Origin of the sequence: Streptomyces sp. NPDC038707, from assembly GCF_040636485.1 — a bacterium.
Classification (GTDB): Bacteria; Actinomycetota; Actinomycetes; order Streptomycetales; family Streptomycetaceae; genus Streptomyces.
Window position 1 is genome coordinate 142,617 of sequence record NZ_JBEZUP010000014.1, and the last position, 23,768, is coordinate 166,384.

The 23,768-nt window shown below is 72.4% G+C and carries 21 protein-coding genes and 2 pseudogenes; 8 read left to right on the plus strand and 15 right to left on the minus strand.

Annotated elements, in window-relative coordinates; all coding sequences use genetic code 11:
- Positions 1-83 precede the first annotated feature (83 nt).
- Positions 84-689, minus strand: a complete 606-nt coding sequence (locus AB0E62_RS20940) for an N-acetylmuramoyl-L-alanine amidase (protein ID WP_362195586.1) — start codon at positions 687-689, stop codon at positions 84-86.
- Between the two features lie 105 nt (positions 690-794).
- On the minus strand, positions 795-1,808 hold the full coding sequence (locus AB0E62_RS20945) for an acetamidase/formamidase family protein (protein WP_362195589.1): 1,014 nt from the start codon (positions 1,806-1,808) through the stop codon (positions 795-797).
- A 202-nt stretch (positions 1,809-2,010) separates the two neighbouring features.
- Here AB0E62_RS20945 and AB0E62_RS20950 point away from each other — a divergent pair, with 202 nt between their 5' ends.
- A complete protein-coding gene (locus tag AB0E62_RS20950) occupies positions 2,011-2,337 on the plus strand; it encodes a hypothetical protein (protein ID WP_362195592.1) in 327 nt (108 codons plus the stop codon).
- Positions 2,338-2,793: 456 nt separating this feature from the next.
- Here the strand turns inward: AB0E62_RS20950 and AB0E62_RS20955 are convergent, their stop codons facing one another.
- Together AB0E62_RS20955 and xylB are read right to left on the minus strand one after the other, a co-directional pair.
- Positions 2,794-4,002 (minus strand): ROK family transcriptional regulator, encoded by a 1,209-nt coding sequence (locus tag AB0E62_RS20955; RefSeq protein ID WP_362195595.1) that lies wholly within the window; start codon positions 4,000-4,002, stop codon positions 2,794-2,796.
- A 51-nt stretch (positions 4,003-4,053) separates the two neighbouring features.
- The gene (gene xylB / locus AB0E62_RS20960) at positions 4,054-5,499 is read right to left on the minus strand and encodes a xylulokinase (RefSeq protein ID WP_362195598.1); all 1,446 of its coding nucleotides are present in this window, start codon (positions 5,497-5,499) and stop codon (positions 4,054-4,056) included.
- A 155-nt stretch (positions 5,500-5,654) separates the two neighbouring features.
- Between xylB and xylA the strand changes: the two genes are divergently transcribed.
- Positions 5,655-6,821: a xylose isomerase gene (gene xylA / locus AB0E62_RS20965; protein ID WP_362195601.1), complete on the plus strand. Its 1,167-nt coding sequence runs from the start codon at positions 5,655-5,657 to the stop codon at positions 6,819-6,821.
- A gap of 95 nt (positions 6,822-6,916) precedes the next feature.
- On the opposite strand, the gene AB0E62_RS20970 is transcribed toward xylA, so the two are convergent.
- Complete coding sequence (locus tag AB0E62_RS20970; protein WP_362195604.1) at positions 6,917-8,257, minus strand: esterase-like activity of phytase family protein; 1,341 nt, start codon at positions 8,255-8,257, stop codon at positions 6,917-6,919.
- 273 nt (positions 8,258-8,530) lie between these two features.
- On the opposite strand from AB0E62_RS20970, the gene AB0E62_RS20975 reads away from it, so the two are divergent.
- On the plus strand, positions 8,531-8,713 hold the full coding sequence (locus AB0E62_RS20975) for a hypothetical protein (RefSeq protein ID WP_362195607.1): 183 nt from the start codon (positions 8,531-8,533) through the stop codon (positions 8,711-8,713).
- 117 nt (positions 8,714-8,830) lie between these two features.
- On the opposite strand, the gene AB0E62_RS20980 is transcribed toward AB0E62_RS20975, so the two are convergent.
- Together AB0E62_RS20980 and AB0E62_RS20985 are read right to left on the minus strand one after the other, a co-directional pair.
- Positions 8,831-9,673, minus strand: a complete 843-nt coding sequence (locus AB0E62_RS20980; protein WP_362195610.1) for a hypothetical protein — start codon at positions 9,671-9,673, stop codon at positions 8,831-8,833.
- Positions 9,674-9,812: 139 nt separating this feature from the next.
- On the minus strand, positions 9,813-10,097 hold the full coding sequence (locus AB0E62_RS20985) for a hypothetical protein (RefSeq protein WP_362195796.1): 285 nt from the start codon (positions 10,095-10,097) through the stop codon (positions 9,813-9,815).
- A 108-nt stretch (positions 10,098-10,205) separates the two neighbouring features.
- Between AB0E62_RS20985 and AB0E62_RS20990 the strand changes: the two genes are divergently transcribed.
- Both AB0E62_RS20990 and AB0E62_RS20995 read left to right on the plus strand, forming a co-directional pair.
- A complete protein-coding gene (locus tag AB0E62_RS20990) occupies positions 10,206-11,111 on the plus strand; it encodes an oxygenase MpaB family protein (RefSeq protein WP_362195613.1) in 906 nt (301 codons plus the stop codon).
- A 62-nt stretch (positions 11,112-11,173) separates the two neighbouring features.
- Positions 11,174-11,287 (plus strand): annotated as a pseudogene (locus AB0E62_RS20995) (alpha/beta hydrolase); the annotation flags it as partial.
- 13 nt (positions 11,288-11,300) lie between these two features.
- On the opposite strand, the gene AB0E62_RS21000 reads toward AB0E62_RS20995, so the two are convergent.
- Positions 11,301-11,900: a methyltransferase domain-containing protein gene (locus AB0E62_RS21000; protein WP_362195616.1), complete on the minus strand. Its 600-nt coding sequence runs from the start codon at positions 11,898-11,900 to the stop codon at positions 11,301-11,303.
- An 83-nt stretch (positions 11,901-11,983) separates the two neighbouring features.
- Positions 11,984-12,412 (minus strand): PPOX class F420-dependent oxidoreductase, encoded by a 429-nt coding sequence (locus AB0E62_RS21005; protein WP_362195619.1) that lies wholly within the window; start codon positions 12,410-12,412, stop codon positions 11,984-11,986.
- A gap of 91 nt (positions 12,413-12,503) precedes the next feature.
- Between AB0E62_RS21005 and AB0E62_RS21010 the strand changes: the two genes are divergently transcribed.
- Both AB0E62_RS21010 and AB0E62_RS21015 read left to right on the plus strand, forming a co-directional pair.
- Positions 12,504-12,917 (plus strand): roadblock/LC7 domain-containing protein, encoded by a 414-nt coding sequence (locus tag AB0E62_RS21010; RefSeq protein ID WP_362195622.1) that lies wholly within the window; start codon positions 12,504-12,506, stop codon positions 12,915-12,917.
- Positions 12,918-13,043: 126 nt separating this feature from the next.
- Positions 13,044-13,832 (plus strand): annotated as a pseudogene (locus tag AB0E62_RS21015) (DUF6397 family protein); the annotation flags it as partial.
- 433 nt (positions 13,833-14,265) lie between these two features.
- Here the strand turns inward: AB0E62_RS21015 and AB0E62_RS21020 are convergent.
- Together AB0E62_RS21020 and AB0E62_RS21025 are read right to left on the minus strand one after the other, a co-directional pair.
- On the minus strand, positions 14,266-15,132 hold the full coding sequence (locus AB0E62_RS21020) for an acyl-CoA thioesterase II (protein ID WP_362195625.1): 867 nt from the start codon (positions 15,130-15,132) through the stop codon (positions 14,266-14,268).
- 40 nt (positions 15,133-15,172) lie between these two features.
- Positions 15,173-17,686, minus strand: coding sequence for a DUF3516 domain-containing protein (locus AB0E62_RS21025; protein WP_362195628.1), 2,514 nt, complete (start codon positions 17,684-17,686; stop codon positions 15,173-15,175).
- Between the two features lie 145 nt (positions 17,687-17,831).
- Here AB0E62_RS21025 and AB0E62_RS21030 point away from each other — a divergent pair, with 145 nt between their 5' ends.
- On the plus strand, positions 17,832-18,626 hold the full coding sequence (locus AB0E62_RS21030) for a metal-dependent hydrolase (RefSeq protein ID WP_362195631.1): 795 nt from the start codon (positions 17,832-17,834) through the stop codon (positions 18,624-18,626).
- 44 nt (positions 18,627-18,670) lie between these two features.
- Here AB0E62_RS21030 and AB0E62_RS21035 read toward each other — a convergent pair whose 3' ends face one another.
- The 4 genes from AB0E62_RS21035 to AB0E62_RS21050 all read right to left on the minus strand — a co-directional run bounded on the left by AB0E62_RS21035 (position 18,671) and on the right by AB0E62_RS21050 (position 23,613).
- On the minus strand, positions 18,671-18,934 hold the full coding sequence (locus AB0E62_RS21035; RefSeq protein ID WP_362195634.1) for a type B 50S ribosomal protein L31: 264 nt from the start codon (positions 18,932-18,934) through the stop codon (positions 18,671-18,673).
- Positions 18,935-18,985: 51 nt separating this feature from the next.
- A complete protein-coding gene (locus AB0E62_RS21040) occupies positions 18,986-19,456 on the minus strand; it encodes a DUF5709 domain-containing protein (RefSeq protein WP_362195637.1) in 471 nt (156 codons plus the stop codon).
- A gap of 573 nt (positions 19,457-20,029) precedes the next feature.
- On the minus strand, positions 20,030-21,811 hold the full coding sequence (locus AB0E62_RS21045) for an ABC transporter ATP-binding protein (protein ID WP_362195640.1): 1,782 nt from the start codon (positions 21,809-21,811) through the stop codon (positions 20,030-20,032).
- Complete coding sequence (locus tag AB0E62_RS21050) at positions 21,808-23,613, minus strand: ABC transporter ATP-binding protein (RefSeq protein ID WP_362195643.1); 1,806 nt, start codon at positions 23,611-23,613, stop codon at positions 21,808-21,810. The genes AB0E62_RS21045 and AB0E62_RS21050 overlap by 4 nt, the downstream gene beginning before the upstream one ends.
- Positions 23,614-23,768 lie beyond the last annotated feature (155 nt).

Sequence of the window (23,768 nt, forward strand, 5' to 3'; positions counted from 1 at the left end):
GCGCAGCACCCTGACCCGCTCGGCGGGGTCGGCCCCCGGCTCCGGGGCAACCCATGGGTGGGTCAACTCGGCCTCCCCGACGGTCAGGAGAAGTTGACCATTCTGATGTAGCGCACCCAGTCCCAGGCCGGCCCCGGATCGGTGTGGTCGGTGCCGGGTACCTGATAGTGGCCGATGATGTGCTCCCGGTCCCGGGGGATGCCGTACTTGGCGCAGATCGCCGCCGTCAGCCTCGCCGACTGCTGGTAGAGCGCGTCGGTGAAGTACTCGGGCCGGTCCACCCAGCCCTCGTGCTCGATACCGACGGAGCGTGTGTTGTAACTCCAGTTGCCCGCGTGCCAGGCGATGTCGGCTTCACGGACGCACTGGGCGACGTGCCCGTCCGCCGAGCGGACCACATAGTGCGCGGACACCTTCCTCTGCGGATCGGCGAAGATCGCGAGTGCGTCGGTGTACGTCTCCTGCGTGACGTGGAGGATCACACGGTCGATGGCGTACGCGCCGGGGCGGCCGGACACGGTGTAGTTGGCGGTGCTCGCCGGCTGCCACTCGGCGGGCGGGTAGTCGGCGGTCTGGATCTGCGCACCGGCACGCGGGCCGGGCAGCAACGCGCAGGGGACGGCGGCGAGTGCCGCGCCTGTCAGCAGCCGTCGTCGGCTGAGCCGGGGTTCGGTTCGGTCCTTGTCCATGGGCGGTATGCCTTTCGGAGAGGCCTTTCGGTATGCCTTCGGGAGGAGCCCGTTGTCCGGGGAGGTGGGCGGTCGGCGGTCCGTGCCGGTGCCGTGCCGTGGAGATCAGCGGCGCAGGGCCCGCGCGGTCTCTCGCAGCCGCGCGTGCACACCGCGGTACGTCTCCCGCGCGGGCAGCCACTCCTTGCGGAGGTTGGCCGCGCAGGTGTAGTTCGTGTCGCACACGTTGGCCACCGGAGACTCGACCGTCTGGGCCGCGAACTGGTACGCGTCCAGCTCGCTGAACCCGTAGTCGCGCACCAGCCACCGCACCAGGTCGAGCTGCGATATCCGGAACGCGTCCTCCAGCGGGCGGGCCGAACCGGTCGAGACGATGTGCGTGTCCGACTCCAGGCGGGGCCACGGCGTGGTGAGACCCTTGAGCAGCTCGACGACCACCATCGTGTTCATCGCGCACTCCACGGCCACCCCGCAGGTCTCGCCCTCGCCCTGCCGGGCATGCCCGTCACCCAGGCTGAGCAGGGCGCCCTCGACATTGACCCCCAGGTAGCAGGTGACGCCGGTCCGCATCTCGGGTGTGTCCATGTTGCCGCCGTGGGCGTCGGGCACCAGGGCCGAGCGCACCTCCAGGTTGGCGGGTGCCACGCCCACGGTGCCGTGCATCGGTTTCAGGGGCAGTTCCACCCGGATGTCGCTGTCGCGCGCCTGGAACAGGGCGGTACCGCGAGTCCGGTCCAACTGCCAGATCCAGACCCGTTCCGGCAGCGGTGGCTGGAGCGTGGCCGTGGCGTGCGTGGAGGTGAGCGCGCCGAACAGCGGGACTGTCGTGGACGCCGCCCAGTCACGGGCCGGTTCGATTGAGACGAAGTGCACGGCCACGGTGTCGCCGGGTTCGGCGCCCTCGATGTGGAAGGGGCCGGTCTGGGGATTGAGGTGGGGGAACTCGCACACCTCGGACACGAGATCCTTCTCGGAGCGGACCCGGCCGGCGAAGCAGTCCTCGGTGTACAGGTCGAGAACCGTGCCGGGTGCGATCCGGGCCACGGGCGGCACCCCGCCGAAGGTCCAGGCGTACTGGTCCGGTTCCGGGCGCACGGTGAGAATACGGGGATCGGTCATCGTGACAGGGCTCCCTTCTGAGGCTGATCAGCGCGCCGGACCACCCCAAGGGCCGGTCAGCGGTGTGACGGTGGTCAGCGGGCCCCGGTCCCGTCCCGGACCGCAGGAAAGAGCCGCCACAGGAGAGGACCACGACGACGTAGACATCGACGACGACCGTGACGATCACGGCGGTGAGCAGCAGACGGGCTGTCACCGGGTCGTGAGCGAGGCCCAGCACCGCGCCGAGCGCCACGACGGTCTGGACGGCGATGCGCGCCACGGGGGAGCGGTGCCGGGGAGGGAGCGCCGCGAGCACGCCGGGCGGGCCTGCGTGAACGTCCCCATCCGCGTGACCTTCGCCCCGGCCCGCATCCGGGTCCCGCCCGGGCCGGCGTTGGCGATCGTGGAGTTGCCGTCGCGGGTCGCGCGTCTCCTCGGCGAGCGCCGCGGCCGCCGTGACGCTCTGGAGCGGCACGTCGCGCGATCCGATGGCGTCACGCCGCAGTGCCCCGCCCGTTTCCGCGTACATGTGTCCCCCGATACGTGAGTCGGTTGCCGTTCCTCGGCCGAAGCGTGTCTTCGTTCGCGTCGGCCGCCGCACGGATGTGACGAGCCGTCGGCCGGCCTCGCGTGAATCACGGTACGGCGCGGGGTGGTTGGGCAGAAGGGTGCGCGACCGTTCGGTGGACAACCCGCCCCCTGTGGATAACTCGGCCACTCGATCGGGTGAGTCCAGGGACCTCACAGAGGGCCGAGCCCCTGACTCTCACAGCGGCGCGCCCTCCCGCCTCTCACGGCGAAGCGGACCGCGGCCTGCCGGGCCCGCCCACGGGCACAGGCCGCGCGACGGCAGGCTCCGTGACGCCCGCGGCACACGCATGAGCGGGCGCGGGGCGGACCATGCTCCTGCCGGCATGCCCACACCTCGCCCGGCGCCCGGTCCGGTCCCGGCAGGCGTGGTCCAGCCTGCGGCAGGTGATGCGGCCCCGGAGCGCGAGCGGCGTCAGGATCGTTCCGCCACCACCGCCGGATCGTCCAGCACCGCGCGGACGACCGAGTGCGCGGCACCGAGCAACGGGCCCTGCGAACCCAGCGGGGACACCGTCACCGGGCACGCCGGACCCGCCGTACGGCCCGTGAGTTCCGTCTCCAGCGCCGGCAGCAGCCAGGGCGAAAGACCCGCCAGGGCGCCGCCCAGGACCACCGTCTCGGGATCGAGCAGGTTCACCGCCCCGGTCAGGGCGATGCCCAGGGCGGTACCGGCGTCCCGCAGGGCGGCCCGCACCCCCTCGTCGCCCGCCCCGGCACGCTGTGCGAGCAGGCCCACCAGGTCCTCCCGGGGTGCCAGCCCGGCCGCGCGCCGCACCGCCTCCTCACCCGCGTACTGCTCCAGGCACCCCCGGCCGCCGCACGGGCAGGCGGGTCCGTCCGGCCGCACGGGCACATGGCCCAGCTCGCCCGCGAACCCCCGCTTCCCGCGCAGCAGCCGGCCGTCCACGACGACCGCGGCACCGATACCGATCTCGGCCGACACATGCAGGAAGTCCCCGGGCGTCCCGGCACCGAGCCACAGCTCGGCCAGTGCGCCGAAGTTGGCTTCGTTGTCCACGGACAGCGGCCAGCCGCCGGGCAGCAGGGCGCCGAGGTCGGTGTCCTGCCAGTCGAGGTTCGGGGCCCGTACGACGGTCCGTCCGTCCCTGGCCACCAGTCCGGGCACGGCGACCGCGAGCCCGGCGGGCCACAGTTCCTCCTGCTCGGCCTCCGCGACCACCCGGTGGATCAGCGCCGTCAGCTCCTCGATCACCGGCTCGGGCGCCCGGCCCCGGTTGCCACCGCGCCGGACCGCCCGCGCGCGTACCTCGCCGCGCAGGTCGACCGCGCACACCGCGAGGTGATCGACGCCGATCTCGGCCCCGATCCCGGCCGGCCCCCGGCCGCTCACCGCGAGCGCCGACCCGGGCCGGCCCACCCGGCCGGGCCGTTCCGGCCCCAGTTCCTCCAGCAACCCCCACCGGATCAGCTCGTCCACCAGCGTCGACACCGCCGCCCGCGTCAGACCGATCCGCGAGGCGACCGCCGCCCGCGACAGCGACCCTTCCGCGCTGACGGCGTGCATCACCCGGGCGAGATTGCGCCGGCGCATGCCCTGCTGGGTGTCCGGCAGGGCGCGCCCGGTGCCCGGCGGGCGTGCCTCGTGCAGCGGTGCGGTCATGCCTGCGTCAATCCTCGGTGTCTGCCGCCCGGCTGGGGGCGGGCGGCCTGGTCAGTCGGTCTCGGGCCGCCGTTCCAGCAGCGGGGCCGCGTCGGAGAGTACCCCGGTGATCCGCTCCACCGTCGAGCGGTCCCGCTCCACGGCCTCCAGCACCGGTCCCGCGGCCGTGTTCCAGCGGCGGGCCACCGCCGCGGGATCCTCGCCGGTCAGCAGCCCGGCCGCCTGCGCCGCCGCGCCCAGCGCCACCAGTTCCCTGGCTTCAGGGACCTGGACGGGCCGCCCGGAGAGCCGGCGTACGGTCTGCTGCCAGGCCGTGCCCCGGGCCCCGCCGCCGATCAGGAGCAACGGGGTGTCACGGTCGGCGTCCGCGTCGAGAACCAGGTCCAGGGCACCCAGCAGGGCGTGCACCGCGCCGTCGTAGGCGGCCTGCAGGAACTGGCCGGCGGTGGTGTCGTGGCGCAGCCCGTGCAGCAGGCCGGAGGCGTGCGGCAGGTTGGGGGTGCGCTCACCGTCCAGGTACGGCAGCAGGGTCACCGAGCCACCGGGTTCGACCGCCTCGCGGTCCAGCCCCAGCAGGGCCGCGACGCGGTCCACCGCGAGGGTGCAGTTCAGGGTGCAGGCGAGGGGCAGCCAGTCGCCACGCGCGTCGGCGAAACCCGCCACCGTGCCGGTCGGGTCGGCGGGGCGGCGCTCGGAGACGGTGTAGACCGTGCCGGAGGTGCCGAGGCTCAGCACCGGCGTGCCGGGCCGCAGGCCGAGACCGAGGGCAGCCGCGGCGTTGTCGCCGGTGCCCGGGGCCACCAGCGTGCCCTTGGAGAAGGGCAGGTCGTGGCTGTCACGCACGGTGCCGACCACCTCGCCGGGGCGTGCCACCCGGGGCAGCAGCGCCGGGTCCAGGCCGATGTGTGCCAGGGTCTCCTCGTCGTACGCCTCGGTGCCGGACGCCCACCAGCCGGTGCCGGAGGCGTCACCGCGGTCGGTCGTGCCCTGCCCGGTCAGGCGCTCGGTGAGGTAGTCGTGGGGCAGCCGGACCGCCTTGGTCGCGCGGACCGCCTCCGGCTCGTGCTCGGCGAGCCACGCCCACTTGGTGGCCGTGAAGGACGCGCCGGGCACGCTGCCCGTGCGCTCGGCCCAGGCCTTGGGGCCGCCCAGTTCCTCGACGAGACGGCGCGCCTGGGGAGCGGAGCGGACGTCGTTCCACAGCAGTGCCGGACGCACCGGCTCGCCGTGTTCGTCCAGGGTGACCAGGCCGTGCTGCTGGCCGCCGATCGACACCGCCGCCGCCTCGTGGGCCGCCTCACCGCACTGGCGCAGCGCCGCGCACAGCGCGTCCCACCACTGGCGCGGGTCACTCTCCCGGCCGGCCCCGTCGGTCACGGTGTGCGGCGCCTGGCCACTGGCCACGATCCGCCCGGTCGCCGCGTCGACGACCAGCGCCTTCGTGGACTGGGTGGACGTGTCCACTCCGACGACGAGCGGACCCTCGGCTGCTGACATCGAGCTCTCCCTCTTCCGCGGCTCCGCGGCATCTGCGGTGGCTGACGAAGACATCTGGCTGGCGAAAGACATGTTGTCTCTTCCCAGCGGTGTGTGCGCATACTAATTTGTAAACGGCCATGACGAAATACTCGTACGCAGCAAGGAGCCGCGCCATGAGCTACCAGCCCACCCCCGAGGACAGGTTCACCTTCGGCCTGTGGACCGTCGGCTGGCAGGGAAGGGACCCGTTCGGCGACGCCACCCGCCCCGCCCTCGACCCGGTCGAGACAGTGCAGCGCCTGGCGGAACTCGGCGCCCACGGAGTGACCTTCCACGACGACGACCTGATCCCCTTCGGATCTTCGGACACCGAGCGGGAGTCACACATCAAGCGGTTCCGGCAGGCCCTGGACGCCACCGGCATGACCGTCCCGATGGCCACCACGAACCTCTTCACGCACCCGGTCTTCAAGGACGGCGCGTTCACCGCCAACGACCGTGACGTGCGTCGCTACGCCCTCCGCAAGACCATCCGCAACATCGACCTGGCGGTCGAGCTGGGCGCGAAGACGTACGTCGCCTGGGGCGGTCGCGAGGGCGCCGAGTCCGGGGCCGCCAAGGACGTGCGCGTAGCCCTGGACCGCATGAAGGAGGCCTTCGACCTGCTCGGCGAGTACGTCACCGCGCAGGGCTACGACCTCCGCTTCGCGATCGAGCCCAAGCCGAACGAGCCCCGCGGCGACATCCTGCTGCCGACCGTCGGCCACGCGCTGGCCTTCATCGAGCGCCTGGAGCGGCCGGAGCTGTACGGCGTGAACCCGGAGGTCGGCCACGAGCAGATGGCCGGCCTGAACTTCCCGCACGGCATCGCGCAGGCCCTGTGGGCGGGCAAGCTCTTCCACATCGACCTCAACGGCCAGTCCGGCATCAAGTACGACCAGGACCTGCGGTTCGGGGCCGGCGATCTGCGGGCCGCCTTCTGGCTGGTCGACCTCCTGGAGAGCGCCGGTTACGAAGGCCCGCGTCACTTCGACTTCAAGCCGCCGCGGACCGAGGACATCGACGGCGTGTGGGCGTCGGCCGCGGGCTGCATGCGCAACTACCTCATCCTGAAGGAGCGCGCGGCCGCCTTCCGCGCCGACCCGGAGGTGCAGGAGGCGCTGCGCGCGTCGCGGCTGGACGAGCTGGCCCAGCCGACCGCGGCCGAAGGCGTCCAGGAACTGCTGGCCGACCGCACCGCCTTCGAGGAGTTCGACGTGGACGCGGTCGCCGCGCGCGGCATGGCCTTCGAACGGCTCGACCAGCTGGCGATGGACCACCTGCTGGGCGCGCGGGGCTGACGCCCACGCGCGCGGTACCGGTGCCCGCCCCGGCCACAGGGGCGGGCACCGGGAGGGGGCGTGCCGTCCGCGCCGGCACGGACGGCACGCGTCCCTCACAGCTTCCCGGGCAGACGCACGTACACGACCGTCGTCTCGACACCGCTGTCCACCAGGCGGCCCCGGGCGTCGAAGGCGCCCTCCCCGTCGGTCATCCCGAAGTCGTTGTCGTTGACGAGCGCGAGCGTGTCGTGGTCCACGCGCGCGACGCCCTCGATCTTCCCCGGAACCCCGGCGACCGTACCCAGGTCCACCACGAGCCGCTTGGACAGCACCGGCACGCCAGCGGACGCCGGATCGTCCAGCTGCTCCAGCGAAGGGGACGTGGTGTCGTCGTCCCACGGGCCGCCCAGGATCCCGGCCCCCCGGCCCAGTTCGACCAGGTGCAGCCGGGCCGCCTTGTCCGTGCGCTCCTCGACGAGCAGCCGGTCGCGTCCGACCGCCACCACCGACGAGATCTTCAGCTCCGAGGTGTCGTCCTCGCCGGGATCGACCACGCCGACCGGGTCGAAGCGGTAGGCGTACTCGGCCGTGACCGCCTTCGCGCGTGGTGAGAAACGCAGCAGACGAGTGGTGCGCGAGGCATCGCCAGCATCCGCGTCCGGCAGGGAGAGCGGGCTCTGCAGGGCCATCACGAGGTCACCGCCGGGAAGCTGCGCCAGCCCCTCGAACCCCCGGTTGGTCTTGCGGTGCAGCAGGACCGACGGCAGCGCTTCCACCACCGGGTAGTCCGTACCGGTCAGGGCCAGCCCTCGGGGCACGTAGCGGGCGAGCACTCTCCCGCGCGCGGAGACGTGGACGAGGGAGGGCCCGTACTCGTCCACGAGCCAGAAACTGCCGTCCCCGGCCCGTACGATGCCCTCGGTGTCCAGGCCGTCGGGGTTGTAGGAGAGCGGCGTCCTCGCGTCGTAGGTGTACGGCGCCTCGTCCCGTCCCCGCTGGTCGGGCAGCCCGGTGACGGCCTTGCCCGACGAGGTGGTGACCGGTATCGCGTCGACGACCTCGACGGTGTCCCCGGAGACCCGGATCCTCACGATCGCCGGATCGAAGCCCGGCACCGGGAAGGTACGGCGCTTCTTGCCGTCCACCTTGATCTGCCCGTTGGGCCCACGGTCGGTCACCGTCCAGTACTCGCCCTTGCGACCCGCCGGATAGATGTCGCTGCCGATGCCGCCGAGCCGCACCCCGTGGTCGTCGGACACGCTATCGAGCAGCAGCGCGTTGCTGAACGCGCCGAGCGGGATCTCACCGAGCGTCGCCGTGCGGACGACACGGGCCTGCCCGGACGGCACGGCAGCGGCCGTTCCCGCGGCCACGAGGACGGCGGACAAGGCCAGGGGCAGGCCCGCGGCGGCGGAACGGCGGACGCGGCGCCGCGCTGCGGCAGTCGGGGACATCGGGCCTCCTGGGAACAAGATCATGGGCAGCGTCACGATCGGGCTCCCGATGGAACACCGCGCGACAGCGAGGTGAACGGCCGACGTCCGCCGCTCGTCGGAACACCCCGTCCGCTGCCGACGGCCGGAACGGCCCGGCGGATGCCGTTCGTCGCCGCTCGGACGTCCGGACGGATATCAGGGATATGTCAGGGTCGGGCAGCGGAACCGCCTGGAGCGGTAGGTCGTTTCCCAGAGCAGAGAGCGGCAGTGGCCGCGAAGGAGGCGACGCTCATGTCCAAGAACGCGAAGATCGCCGTAGGCGGCGTGGGGGTCGGACTGATCCTGCTCATATGGCTGCCCTGGTGGGTGTCGTTCCTGATCGTGGTCGGAGTGCCGGCGATCGCGTACCTCGCTCTGGACTCCTCGCAGCGGCGCAGGCTCCGCCGGGTCGCCCGCAAGGAACTCGGCCGCTGAGACGAGGGCAGGCGGCCGGCGGACGCGGTGTCCGTTCCCGCCCGGCTCACAGACGCCGCGCTGCCGCCACAGGCGGGACTCCGGAGGCCGGGCGGCGTCGTACGGCCGGGCCGGGCCTCACGACGGACGTACGGCCATCTTGTCGAGAGCTTCCAGCAGGCCGGGCAGTTCGGGGCCCCTGCCCACCGGCAGGACCTCGCCGGGCTCGTCGTCGAGCAGGACGAACGCGATGTCGTCGGTGCGGGCCACGAGCGACCAGCCGGGACCGTCGGCCCGAAGCATCCGGGCGTCGCCCGGGGCGAACGACGAGCGCACCCGGCCGGGCGGTGGCGGGGAGTCGGCGTAGGCGCGCGCCTCCGCGAGCGCCCGGCGGACACCCGCGTGGCCGCCGAACGAAGGACCGTCCTTGCCCCTCTCAGCGGCCTGGGGGCCCTCCGCCCGTCCTCCGGGCGCACGGAAATGGGCGTCGTCGATCTGCTCCCGCCAGGCGGCCCATCGCAGCGCGATCTCGTCGGCGCCCAGACGGCGCTGGGCCGGTCCCCAGGAGCCGGTGTCGGGCGGGCTCAGCGTCGGCCGGTCCGCCGTCTCCGCCGGGGGATCGTGCGGCGCCGGTACGCCGGGCGCGGCGACGGCGACGGCCAGAGGCCACCCGGGCAGGGCGGTCACGACCGCGCGTTCGTCCGGGGACAGCTCGTACTCCATGCCGCAGTCCCAGGACGCGATCGCCACGGCGACCAGCGAGACGTCGTCGATGACGACCGTCCAGCGAGCGCCGTTCCCGTCCTGGCCCAGCACCAGGCCGTACCCGTCGGCGAGCGGCGGCAGGTCCAGCGCCGCGCACGCCGCCGGGTAGTCGTCACCCAGCACGCTCGGGAACTGCGCAGGCGTCAGCAGTACCGCGGTCAGCACATACAGCGCGTCGTCCGCGGCGGTGACGGCCACATCGTCGGTCCCGGCCATCCCTGCCTCCCCAGTGGTTCGTCCGTCGGCGCGCACCCTAGTGCGAGCGGAAGCCGGTTGTCACGGCTTCCCGCGCCACACGGAGCTGCGGCTTTCCCCTGGACAGGGGCGAAACGACCACAGGCGGAGGGGGTTCCGCTCAGTTCGTGGGCAGGCCGAGGAGATCGCGGGCCACGGCGCCGGGCGACTCGTCGCGCTCCCGGGCCAGCGCGACCACCGCCCGGCAGGCCAGCTCGCTCACCCCGAAGGACAGCGCCTCCGGCGAGACCCAGGCCGCCGCCTCATCGAGCCGGTCCTCGTCGTCCTCCACCCGAGCGGTCACGTACACGGCCGCCGCCTCGAACAAGTTGTGGCCGCGTTTCTCCCGCCGACCGGCCGGCCCCGCCTGCGCCGGGACGCGATACCTGCCGGCGCACCTTCGGATCGCCTCGAACACGTGGACCCCCTTCTCCCCGAATCAGTCAGCGCTGATCGTCCAGCTGATGCTTCACAAAGTAGAGTTGGAGTTCCGGCGGCAGAAGGGGGCGACGCGGTGAAGCGGTTCGAACAGCTGGAGCGGATCCGTCGGCTGGACCCGGTGACGGACGCGCAGGAGATCTACCGGATCAGCGTGTCCCTGGAGTTCCCCTGGGACTACACGCGCGCCTTGGAACTGGCCCTGTACCGCACCTACGCGGTACCGAGCATCGGCCGGCTGCTCGCGCGGACGGCGGAACTGACCGAGCGCACGCAGAAGCGGTACGACGACACGTCGCTCCTGCTCGACGCCATTCTGGAGCACGGTTTCGCCGCGGAACAGGGACGTACGGCGGTCCGCCGCATCAATCAGATGCACCGCAGCTACGACATCAGCGACGACGACATGCGGTACGTGCTGAGCACCTTCGTGGTCGTGCCCAGGCGCTGGATCGACACCTACGGCTGGCGGCGGCTGTCCCGGCACGAGATCGTCGCCACCACCGAGTACTACCGCACCCTCGGACGGCACATGGGCATCCCGGACATCCCCCGGACCTACGAGGAGTTCGAGGCCCTTCTCGACTCCTACGAAGAGGCCCACTTCGGCTGGGACGAGGGGGCCCGGCGCGTCTCCGACGCCACGCTCGACCTGATGGCCTCCTGGTACCCGCGCCCCCTGGCCCCGCTGTTGCGCACGGTGACACTCGCCCTGCTCGACGAGCCGCTGCTGCGCGCTTTCCGCTACCCGAAACCCGGTGCGGCGGCCACCGCGCTGGTGCGCCGGGCCGTATGGACGCGCGGCCGGCTGGTCCGGCTCCTGCCGCCGCGCCGCAGCCCCCACTTCGCGCGTCAGAATTGGGAGATCAAGGGTTATCCCGACGGCTACCGCGTGGCCGACCTGGGCACCCGCCCGGTGCCCGGATTGCGCGGCTGCCCGGTGCGGCACCGGGACACCGCAGCGGCCGATCCCGTCGAGTGACGCCAGGCCGTCGCGCGACCAGGCCGGTTCGGCGTGGCTCGTGGAAGAGTGGACTCGTGGACAGGGAGAGCCTGGAAGCCGCCGGGGTCCGCGTGGTGACGGTGACCGGAGCCGGGCGCAACGTCATGTTCGGTAACCCCGGCGCCTTCGCGGCAGCCGTCGCCGGAACGGCCTGACCCGGCGCGAGGGTCAGTCCTCGCGTACCGCCAGCGCGAGGAAACGGGCGTCCTCGTCCACGTACGACGTCATGCGCCAGCCCGAACGTGCCAGCAGCGGCCGGAGATTCGCCTCGGCGCGCAGGTCGTCGGGCGTGATGCGACGGCCCTGCCGTGCCGCCAGGGCGGCACGGCCGATCGGATGGAAGAGGGCGAGCAGGCCGCCCCGCCGCACCCCGCGAGCCAGTTCCCGCAGGTTCTCCACCGGCTCCGGCAGGTGGGCGAGCAGACCGGCCGCGAACACGGCGTCCAGGCAGCCCGAACGCAGCGGCAGCGCGGCGACGTCCGCGAGCAGCAGCCGTCCCGCGTGGTGCCGGCCGGCCCGCACGGCGGCCTGGAGCATCGCCGGGGTCACATCGGCCCCGAGCACCACGCCGGAAGGGCCGACGGCGGCCCGCAGAGCCGGCAGCGCCCGCCCCGTGCCGCAGCCCGCGTCCAGAACGCGGTCCCCCTCGCGCAGACCGAGGTCGGCGACGGCCGCCGCGTACGCGGGTCCGTCATCCGGGAACTTGCTGTCCCAGCCGGCGGCCCGGGCGGTGAAGAATTCCTGGACATGCGTGTGGTCATGGCTCATGCTCCGCATGATTCCGCACCGGCACCCGGCCTTCGTCGGCGCCGCCGGTCACGGCGGCGACCGCGACCCGGACGCCGCGCCGCTCAGGCCGCGAGATCCCGTACCGCCACCACATTGTCGACGGTGACACGCACGAGGAGTTCCCCCGGTACGCCGTTGCGGGCGCCGTACTCCTCGGCGCCGTCCTCGCCCACGTACCGGGCCGCGATCCGGGTGGCCCACTGACGGAGTTCGGCCAGATCCTCCGACACCTCCGCGTGGCCGTTCAGCACCACGAAGTGGAACGGCGGACGGTCGTCGTCCACGCACAGGGCGACCCGGCCGTCACGGGCGAGATTGCGCCCCTTGACGGTGTCCTTGCCGGTGGTGAGCACCAGCTCGTCCCCTTCGAGGAGGAACCAGACCGGTGCCACATGGGGGCTCCCATCAGCCCGAACGGTGGACAGTTTGCCGGTGCGGGTGCCGTCCGAGACGAACGCCCGCCACTCCTCATCGGTCATCTTCTCTGCCATGCGCCCATCCTGCTTGCCCGCGCGCCGGTCGTGGGGAAGGCTGGCGGAGAGTTCCTCCAGCCAGGGGGAGACATCACACGGGGAGAGGGACATGGCGCAGAACCAGGGCCTCGGCTGGCTCCTGGACGATCTGACCGAGCGGGTGGACCACGTCCGCCACGCGCTGGTCCTGTCGAACGACGGGCTGGTCACCGCGGCGAGCACGGGCCTACGCCGTGAGGACGCCGAGCATCTGGCCGCCGTGGCGTCCGGACTGCACAGCCTGGCCAAGGGCTCGGGACGTCACTTCGGCGCGGGCACGGTGCGCCAGACGATGATCGAGTACGACGATGCCGTGCTGTTCGTGACCGCGGCGGGCACCGGCAGTTGTCTGTGCGTGCTCAGCGGGGCGGAGGCCGACATCGGCCAGATCGCCTACGAGATGACCCTGCTCGTCAACCGGGTCGGCGAACACCTCGGCATCGATGCCAGGCAACCCGAGCGGCCGCGGAAAGCGGGCGCCTGACCTGCGGGTTTTCCTGCCCCCGTGGAGTTATCCACAGGCTCGCCACGACATGCGACGAACCGGCTACGGTGGGTGCACGGCACGCGCACAAGGCGTGAGCCAAGGACTCCACGGGGGACTGCGACCATGTCGGCCGACCTTTTCGATCCCACCCGCCGCAACACCTGCGCACCGAGCCATGCCGCCCGCGAACTGGGGCTCAGGCGAGGCGAGTTCGATCGCGCCGTGCAGCTCGGCTGCATCCGGACCGTGCCCGACGACGGCGGGGGAGGGGGCCGTCGGGTGGAGCGCGCGGAGATCGAGCGCCTGCGCGCACAGGACGGTTTCCCGGAGTCCCTCCTCGAGCGGGTGCGGGTCGTGGGGACGGCGGAGGGGGCCGCCCTCATGGATATCCCGGCCGCCAGGTTCACCCGGCTCGCCCGTCTGGGCCTGCTCGTGCCCGACGCGTTCTACCTCAACCGCTACCGAGCCGTCGTCTGGCTCTACCGGGCGGAGGAGCTATGCCGGTTCGCGACCGGCACGGAGAACGCGCGCCTGCTCAAGGGGCGTACGCCCGAGACACTGCGCGGCCAGTTGGCGGCGGGAGTGGACCTGCGGGCACGCAACTGGCGCGGACGGCATCTGGGGTATCTGCTCCGGCAGACCGAGGATGCTTGGGCCCGTGCCGGGGCGGTGGCCGCCTTCCTCACGCCTGTGGACGTCGCCGACATCGTCAGGGACCCGTACGAGCGGGCGCGCGTGAACCGGTTCCGGCCGACGCCATCCGGCCAGGGCGTTCCCGGATCACCCTCCGCGCACGCCGCCGAGCAGATCATGACGGCGCAGGACGCGGACGAGATCGACTGGCTGCGCAGTGAGCTGGCGCGCGTGGTCGAGGAGGCCCGTAGCACCTCGCCCGCCCCGCGCCCGGCCGCCCGCCGCGTCCCCCCGCTGATCCGTACGGTGCCACGGCCCATCCCGCCGATGGCCCGTACGGTGACCGGTGCGACGGAGGAGACGACTAGGCTCCCGAAGCCGACTGCACCGCCCCCGGGACCGGACCTCCCCACGTCGGAGTCGACGCAACGTCTCACGGAGCCGGCCGCGCGAACCTCCGCGGCGTCGGCACGGTCCACGTGGCCGACGGCGCGGCTCCATGAGTCAGTGGTGCCGCCCCCGGAGCCGATGCCCCCCACCGGCTCGGTGGCGCGGCCGGCGGCGCGGACCGCACCTCGGGGCCACGGGCCGGGCCGGCCCGGCCCGCAGCGGACACCCCGCGGTCTGCGGGCCTGGCTGCGGAGGAGAAGTCCACGACGCGCAGAGCCCGCGCGGGCTTGAACTCCCTCTCGGGGAGCCGCGGCCGCGGGATCTACAGGGCCCGGAACAGACCTTCCTGGACGACCGAGACGAGCAGCCGCCCCTCCAGGTCGTAGATGCGCCCGCGGGCCAGGCCGCGCCCGCCGATGGCGATCGGGGACTCCTGGTCGTAGAGGAACCACTCGTCCGCGCGGAAGGGCCGGTGGAACCACATGGCGTGGTCCAGCGAGGCCAAGTCGAAGTTGCGCGGACCCCACAGCGGCTCCACCGGGATGCGCACCGCGTCCAGGAGGGTCATGTCACTGGCATAGGTCAGCGCGCAGGTGTGCACCAGGGGGTCGTCACCCAGCGGTCCCACCGCGCGCATCCACACGGCACTGCGCGGCTCGGCCCCCTCGATCTCCTCGGCGTTCCAGCGCAGCCGGTCGACGTAGCGGATGTCGAAGGGCTGGCGGCGCGCCATCCGCTCCAACTGCTCCGGCAGCGTGCCCAGATGCTTGCGGATCTCCTCGGAGACCGTCGGCAGCGACTCCGGGTGCGGCACCTCACGGGCCGGCGGCAGCTGGTGTTCGAACGGTCCTTCCTCAGGCATGTGAAAGGAGGCGGTCAGATTGAAGATCGTGCGGCCCTGCTGCACGGCCGTGACCCGGCGCGTCGTGAAGGAACGCCCGTCGCGGACCCGCTCCACCTGGTACACGATCGGCACGCCCGGCCGGCCGGGGCGCAAGAAGTACGCGTGCAGTGAGTGCACCGGGCGGTCGCCGTCCGTGGTGCGGCCGGCGGCGACCAGCGCCTGGCCGGCCACCTGGCCGCCGAAGACCCGCTGGAGGGACTCCTGCGGGCTGCGGCCACGGAAGATGTTGACCTCTATCTGCTCCAGGTCGAGCAGGTCGACCAGTCTCTCGGCCGGATTCGTCATCGATGGGTTTCTCCTTGGCTTGCCCCTGACCGGGAACGGCTCACAGCTGGCCGACGTCGGTGACGCGGACGACGGCACGGCCCTCGGCGTCGGACGCCGCGAGATCGATCTCCGCGCTGATGCCCCAGTCGTGGTCACCGTTCGGGTCGTCGAAGATCTGGCGGACGCGCCAGAGGCCGTGCTCCGGCTCCTCCTTGATGACGAGGAGCTTGGGTCCGCGGGCGTCCGGGCCGGTGCCGAGGTCGTCGTACTCGTCCCAGTACTTGTCCATCGCCTCGCCCCACGCGTCGGCGTCCCAGCCGGACTCGGCGTCCAGCTCGCCCAGTTCCCCGACCTGGTCCAGGGCGGCCAGCTCCACGCGGCGGAACATGGCGTTGCGGACGAGGACGCGGAAGGCGCGGGCGTTGGTCGTGACCGGCTTGACCTCGTCGGCCTTCTCCTGGGCCTCCTCGGCGGTCATCTCCTCCGGGTTCGCCAGCTGCTCCCACTCGTCCAGCAGGCTGGAGTCCACCTGGCGCACCATCTCGCCCAGCCACTCGATCAGGTCTTGCAGGTCCTCGGACTTCAGGTCGTCCGGGATGGTGTGGTCCAGGGTCTTGTAGGCGCTGGCGAGGTAACGCAGCACGATGCCCTCGGTGCGGGCCAGCTCGTAGAAGGACACCAGCTCCGTGAAGGACAACGCCCGCTCGTACATGTCCCGGACCACCGACTTGGGCGACAGCGGATGGTCGCCGACCCACGGGTGGCTCTTGCGGTAGGTGTCGTAGGCGTGGAAGAGCAGTTCTTCCAGCGGCTTCGGGTACGTGATGTCCTGGAGGCGCTCCATGCGCTCCTCGTACTCGATCCCGTCCGCCTTCATCGCGGCCACGGCCTCGCCGCGCGCCTTGTTCTGCTGGGCGACGAGGATCTGCCGCGGATCGTCCAGGGTGGACTCGACCACGGAGACCATGTCGAGGGCGTAGGACGGCGACTCGGGGTCGAGGAGTTCGAACGCGGCCAGGGCGAACGTGGACAGCGGCTGGTTCAGCGCGAAGTCCTGCTGGAGGTCGACCGTGAGCCGGACGATACGGCCCTCGGCGTCGGGCTTGTCGAGTTTCTCGACGATTCCGCCGTCGAGCAGCGAGCGGTAGATCGCGATGGCCCGGCGGATGTGCCGCAGCTGCTGCTTGCGCGGCTCGTGGTTGTCCTCCAGGAGGTGGCGCATCGCCTCGAAAGCGTTGCCCGGTCGGGCGATCACGGACAGCAGCATGGTGTGCGTCACCCGGAAGCGCGAGGTCAGCGGCTCCGGTTCCGATTCGATCAGCTTCTGGAAGGTGTTCTCCGTCCAGCCGACAAAGCCTTCCGGCGCCTTCTTGCGTACCACCTTGCGGCGCTTCTTCGGGTCGTCGCCCGCCTTCGCCAGCGCCTTCTCGTTCTCGATGACGTGCTCCGGAGCCTGTGCGACCACGAGCCCCGCGGTGTCGAAACCGGCCCGGCCGGCCCGGCCCGCGATCTGGTGGAACTCACGGGCCCGCAGGGTGCGCACGCGGCTGCCGTCGTACTTGGTCAGTGCCGTGAACAGCACCGTGCGGATGGGCACGTTGACGCCCACGCCGAGCGTGTCCGTGCCGCAGATGACCTTCAGCAGTCCGGCCTGGGCGAGTTTCTCCACCAGGCGCCGGTACTTGGGCAGCATGCCGGCGTGGTGCACACCGATGCCGTGCCGCACGTAACGGGAGAGGTTGCGGCCGAACTTGGTGGTGAAGCGGAAGTTGCCGATCAGCTCGGCGATCTGGTCCTTCTCCTCGCGCGAGCACATGTTGATGCTCATCAGCGCCTGCGCCCGCTCCACGGCCTGCGCCTGCGTGAAGTGCACGATGTACACGGGGGCCTGCTTGCTCTCCAGCAGCTCGGTGAGCGTCTCGGTGAGCGGGGTCAGCTTGTATTCGTAGGACAGGGGAACCGGGCGGGTCGCGGAGCGGACCACCGAGGTGGGGCGGCCGGTGCGACGGGTGAGATCCTTCTCGAAGAAGGAAACATCGCCCAAAGTGGCCGACATCAGGATGAACTGCGCCTGGGGGAGCTCCAGCAGCGGGATCTGCCAGGCCCAGCCGCGGTCGCCCTCGGCGTAGAAGTGGAACTCGTCCATGACCACCTGACCGACGTCCGCGTCCTTGCCGTCCCGCAGCGCGATCGACGCCAGCACCTCGGCGGTGCAGCAGATGACGGGCGCGTCGGCGTTCACGGAGGCGTCGCCGGTGAGCATGCCGACGTTCTCGGTCCCGAACAGCTTGCACAGCTCGAAGAACTTCTCCGACACCAGGGCCTTGATCGGTGCCGTGTAGAAAGTGACCTCGTCCCGGGCCAGCGCGGCGAAGTGCGCACCCGCGGCGATCATGCTCTTGCCCGATCCGGTGGGCGTCGACACGATCACGTTCGCCCCGGACACCACCTCGATCAGCGCCTCCTCCTGGTGGGGATAGAGGGTGAGACCGCGCTCCTGAGCCCAGGACTCGAAGGCTTCGTACAGGGCGTCGGGGTCGGCGGTCGGCGGCAGCTGATCGATGAGGGTCACGCCCCCATCTTGCCTGGCCCACGGCCCGAGCGGGGAATCGGCTGCGGGTACGAAGATCATGGAAGCTACGCTGTGTGGCCGGCGAGGCGTCAGCGCACCAGGTCAACTGGGCAGCGCGACATGAGAAACAGGGCGGGAAGCGGCCATGATGGGACCAGCACACTCACTGTCGGGGGCCGCGGCCTGGCTGGGCGTGGGAGCCGCCACGGCGGCGGCCGGACACCCGATGCCCTGGCCGGTCCTCCTCTCCGGCGCCCTGCTCTGCGCCGGCGCCGCGCTCGCCCCGGACCTCGACCACAAGGCGGCCACCATCTCGCGCGCCTTCGGGCCGGTCTCCCGCGCGATCTGCGAGATCGTGGACAAGCTCTCGTACACCGTCTACAAGGCCACCAGGAAGCAGGGCGACCCGCGCCGCTCCGGCGGCCACCGCACGCTGACGCACACCTGGGTGTGGGCGGTCCTGATCGGCGCGGGCTCCTCGGCCGTGGCGATCACCGGGGGTCGCTGGGGGGTGCTGGCGATCCTCTTCGTGCACATGGTGCTGGCGATCGAAGGTCTGCTGTGGCGGGCGGCGCGCGGCTCCAGCAGCGACGTCCTGGTCTGGCTGCTGGCGGCGACCAGCGCGTGGATCCTCGCGGGAGTGCTGGACAAGCCGGGCAAGGGTTCCGACTGGCTGTTCACCGCGCCGGGGCAGGAGTACCTGTGGCTCGGGCTGCCGATCGTGTTCGGTGCGCTGGTGCACGACATCGGGGACGCGCTGACCGTCTCCGGCTGCCCGATCCTGTGGCCGATCCCGGTGGGCCGCAAGCGCTGGTACCCGGTGGGACCGCCGAAGGCGATGCGGTTCCGGGCGGGCAGCTGGATCGAGCTGAAGGTGCTCATGCCGGCGTTCATGCTGCTCGGCGGGGTCGGCTGCGCCGCGGCCCTCAACGTGATCTGACCGGGCCGACGGCACCGGCGCGCGGTCTCGCGGAGGCTCCCGGGTCAGGTCGGCCCGGTCGTGTCCGCCGTGCCGTACCGGCGCTGGAAGCGGGCGACGCGGCCCTCGGTGTCGACCGTACGGGCCTTGCCCGTGTAGAAGGGGTGGCTCTCCGAGGAGATCTCCACGTCGATCACCGGGTAGCTCTGGCCGTCGTCCCACTCGATGGTCTGCTCGCTGTGCGCGGTGGACCTGGTCAGGAAGGCGTATCCGGCGGCGCGGTCACGGAAGACCACGGGGTGGTAGTCGGGGTGCGTGTCCTGCTGCATGGCGGCTCCTCGGGACGGGAGGTCGAGGCGGAGGCGTCCGGACCGTCCGGCTCAGCCGGGAAGGGCGTCCTCGTCGACGATGTGCATCGCGGCCTCCTCGGCGGACGCGGCGGCCCCGTCGATGCCGACGTCGGTGGCGACGAGCGCGGGCTCGTCGTCCTCGTGGGCGCCCTCGTCGGGAGCCACCAGCCGGCCGGACCGGAAGGTGCCGACCTCGTTGTCGAGGGGTTCCCCGTCGGTGCCCGCGCAGTCCCCGATGCCGTCGCCGTCGGGCGCGGAGAGATCGGGCAGTTCTTCGGCGAGCCGTTGGTCGAGGGTCTCGCCCGCCCGGCGTTCGGCCGCTGTCACACCGATGTGTTCGACCGCCCACGGCCGCTCGGGAGGGGACCAGCCGCGGTCGAGGGGCTCGGGGACGCCGTCGAAGTCCAGTGTGTCCTCGACGTCGAGCACCCCCGAGTCCTCCGGGATCTCCGAGGGATCGGGCTGGTAGACGTCGTCCCCCCATCCGTCGGCGCTGTCCACGACTACCTCCAGGTGGTGAGGACGGCCGGATGCCGCCCCAGCGGGCGGCCGGCCGTCGGCACACGCGGCACGGACGTCGCGCACCGCGAACCGGCTGGTTCCCGGGCGCGCCCCGAGCCGCTGCCGCTTTCCAGCCTTCCACCCTGGATCGGCACCGCGCAACGGCACGGGCCCGGGGGCGAGCGCGTATCCGCCCCGCGGAGCCGGACGGACCCGGCCGGGCAGCGGAGCGAGGCAGGCCGAGCGCCGCGCGGCGCGGCTCCGGCCGGGCATCGGAGCGCGGCAGACGAACGGTTTCACGGCCCGGCCCACCGGTGCGCCACCGCAGAGGAACCGTGGGCACCCAGGATGCGGAGCACGACGGCGGGGGACCGGTCCGCATCCGTGGCGCTGGGCGCAGGAGGAAAACCCTCCGTGCCCATGACAGAGCCATCCGCCGTCACATCCAGCCGGCCGGCACCGGCCACCGACGCCGGCGCCCACGCCGCCACCGCTGAGCCGGCCTTCGTCACTTCCCCGGGGGACACGGCCTCCACCACCTCCCTCGGGGCGCCGTCCCCCGTCGTTCCGTCGTCACCCGTGCCAGGACCGCCACAGTGCCGCGTAGGCCCCGTCCGCCGCGACCAGTTCCTCGTGGCTGCCCAGCTCGCTGATCCGGCCGTTCTCGACGACGGCGATGACGTCGGCGTCGTGGGCGGTGTGCAGCCGGTGGGCGATGGCCACCACGGTGCGGCCGTCCAGGACCCGTGCCAGGGAGCGTTCCAGATGGCGGGCCGCGCGGGGGTCGAGCAGCGAGGTCGCCTCGTCCAGGACCAGGGTGTGCGGATCGGCGAGCACCAGCCGGGCCAGCGCGATCTGCTGTGCCTGCGCAGGGGTCAGCGCGAGACCGCCGGAGCCGACCTCGGTGTCCAGGCCGTCGTCCAGGGCCCGCGCCCAGCCGTCGGCGTCGACCGCGCCGAGGGCCGCCCACAGCTCGGCGTCCATGGCGGCGGTGCGGGCCAGCAGGAGATTGTCGCGCAGGGAGCCCACGAAGACGTGGTGCTCCTGATTGACCAGGGCGACATGCGCGCGGACGCGCTCGGCGGGCATCCGGGACAGCTCCGCGCCGCCCAGGGTGACCCGGCCGTCCCGGGGCGCGTAGATCCCGGCGAGCAGCCGGCCCAGGGTGGATTTGCCCGCACCGGACGGGCCGACCAGCGCGAGACGGGTGCCCGGGGCGACCCGCAGGGAGACCTCGCGCAGCACGTCGACACCCTCGCGGTAACCGAAGCGCACCCGGTCGGCGTCCACGGCCCGTCCCTCGGGAGCCACTGCCGCGTCCCCGGCCGCCGGCTCGATGTCCCGGACGCCGACCAGGCGGGCCAGCGACACCTGGGCCACCTGCACCTCGTCGTACCAGCGCAGGATCAGGTTCACCGGGTCGACCAGCATCTGCGCGATGAGCGCGCCGGTGGTCAGCTGGCCCACTCCTATCCAGCCCCGCAGCACGAACACCCCGCCGACCATCAGCACCGAGCCGAGCACGAGGAGGTGGACGGTGTTGATGACAGGGAACAGCACCGAGCGCAGCCAGAGGGTGTACCTCTCCCACGCGGTCCACTGGGAGATCCGCTGCTCGGACAGGGCGATGCGGCGGGCGCCGAGGCGGTGCGCCTCGATGGTGCGGCCCGCGTCGACGGTCTCGGCGAGCGCGGCGGCGACGGCGGCGTACCCGGCGGCTTCCGAGCGGTAGCCGGACGGCGCCCGCTTGAAGTACCAGCGACAGCCGATCACCAGGACCGGAACGGCGAGCAGCACGGCGGCGGCGAGCGGCGGGGCCGTCACGACCAGCCCGCCGAGCAGCAGCAGGGCCCACACGACGCCGATGGCCAGCTGTGGCACGGCCTCGCGCATGGCGTTGGCCAGCCGGTCGATGTCGGTGGTGATACGGGAGAGCAGATCTCCGGTGCCCGCCCGTTCCAGCACGCCCGGCGGCAGCCCCACGGACCGTACGAGGAAGTCCTCGCGCAGGTCGGCCAGCATCCGCTCGCCGAGCATCGCGCCCCGCAGCCGCACTTCCCGGACGAACGCCGCCTGCACGGCGAGCGCGAGCACGAACAGCCCGGCGGTCAGCCCCAGGTGGAGTTCCCGGGCCCCGTCCGAGACCCGCTCGACCAGGCCGCCGAGCAGGTACGGACCCGCCATGGAGGCGATCACGGCCACCGTGTTGACGGCGATGAGCAGCAGGAAGGCCCGGCGGTGCCGGCGGAACAGCTCGGTGACGTAGGCGCGCACGGTCGCGGCGGCGCCGACGGGCAGGGTGGTGGCGGTCGTCGGGGCCGCCGGGTCGTACTCCGGCGGTGCGACGCCGATCATGCGCTCTCCTCGATCTCTTCCAGCTCCTGGAGCGTGTCCAGCAGCATGCCGTCGTCGACGGCGCCCAGTTCCTCGTCGGTCTCCCGGGTCACCACGGCCCGGTACCGGGGCTCGTCGTCGATCAGCTCGCGGTGCGGACCGACGGCCGCGACCCGGCCGTCGTGCACCAGGGCGACCTGGTCGGCGCGGTCCAGCAGCAGCGGCGAGGAGGTGAACACGACGGTCGTCCGCATCGACCGCAGGCGGCGCAGCCCGTCCGCGATCCGTGCCTCGGTGTGCGAGTCGACCGCGGAGGTCGGCTCGTCCAGCACCAGCACCTCCGGGTCGGTGATCAGTGACCTGGCGAGGGCCAGCCGCTGGCGCTGGCCCCCGGACAGGGACCGGCCGCGCTCGGTGATCCGGGCGTCCAACGGATCGGCGGCGTCCAGCGAACCCTGCACCAGGGCGTCCAGCACGTCCCCGCACTGCGCAGCGGCGAGCGCGTCCGCGGCCGGCACCGCACCGGAGGACGGCACGTCCAGCAGCTCGCGCAGCGTGCCGGACAGCAGCACCGGGTCCTTGTCCTGGACGAGGACGGCGGTGCGGGCGCTGTCGAGGGGCAGGTCGTCCAGGGGCACCCCGCCCAGCAGCACCGACCGGTCCGGCTCCGCGGGGTGGCCGCCGAGCCGCTCCGCCAGCCGGCCGGCCGCGTCCGGGTCGCCGCACACCACGGCGGTGAACCGGCCGGCGGGAGCGAGCAGACCGGTCACCGGGTCGTACAGGTCGCCGCCCGGCACCTCGGCCTCGCGGGTGCCGCCGGTGTCCGTGGGCCGCTCCAGTGACAGCACGCGCGCGGCGCGCCTGGCCGACGGGCGGGAGAAGGAGTACGCCATCGCGATCTCCTCGAAGTGCCGCAGCGGGTAGTTGAGGATCATGACCGCGCTGTAGACGGTGACGAGCTCGCCCACGCCGATCCGGCCCTCGCGGGCCAGGCCGATGCCGCGCCAGACGACCGCGATCAGCAGCAGCCCGGGCAGCAGTACCTGTACGGCGGAGATCAGCGACCACATCCGGGCGCTGCGCACGGCGGCGTGCCGTACCTCCTGGGAGGCCCGGCGGTAGCGGTCCAGGAACAGCTCCTCGCCGCCGATGCCGCGCAGCACCCGCAGGCCCGCGACCGTGTCCGTGGCCAGCTCGGTGGCCCGGCCCGCCTTCTCGCGCTGCACATCGGCGCGGCGGGTCGCCCGGGGCAGCAGCGGCAGCACCGCGAGCGCCACGACGGGCAGGCCCACGGCGACCACCACGCCGAGCGCGGGCTGGTACACGACCAGGCCGACGCCGACGATCACCACCGTCACGGCCGCGGCGGTGAAGCGGGAGACGGCCTCGACGAACCATCCGATCTTCTCCACGTCAGCCGTGGACACGGACACCACTTCGCCGGCGGCCACGCGCCTGGTCAGGGCGGAACCGAGGTGGGCGGCCTTGCGGGCCAGCAGTTGCTGGACGCGGGCGGCGGCGGTGATCCAGTTGGTGACGGCGGTGCGGTGCAGGAAGGTGTCACCGACGGCGAGGCCCGTTCCGCACAGCAGCATCAGACACCCCGTCAGGGCCAGCCGGGTGCCGGAGCGGTCGACGGCCGCCTGCACGGCGAGACCGACGCAGAAGGGCAGGGCGGAGACGGAGACGAAGTGGAGCAGGCCCCAGGCGAGCGACTTCAGTTGCCCGCCCAGCTGGTTGCGCCAGAGCCACCACAGGAATCGGGGACCCGAGCGTGCGTCGGGCACGCCCGGATCGGGATACGGAAGGTCTTGGATCTGCATGACGTCCCAGTGGCTCGTGTCAGGGCAGGGAAGCGGAAGGCCGCGGCGAGCGGCAACAAGCCGTGAAAGGTTGACGTCATGCAGTGGTGAATTTCAAACAGTTTTCCCGACGGCCCTTCGGATGCGCCGTGTTCCGGCCAGGGCACCGCCGACCG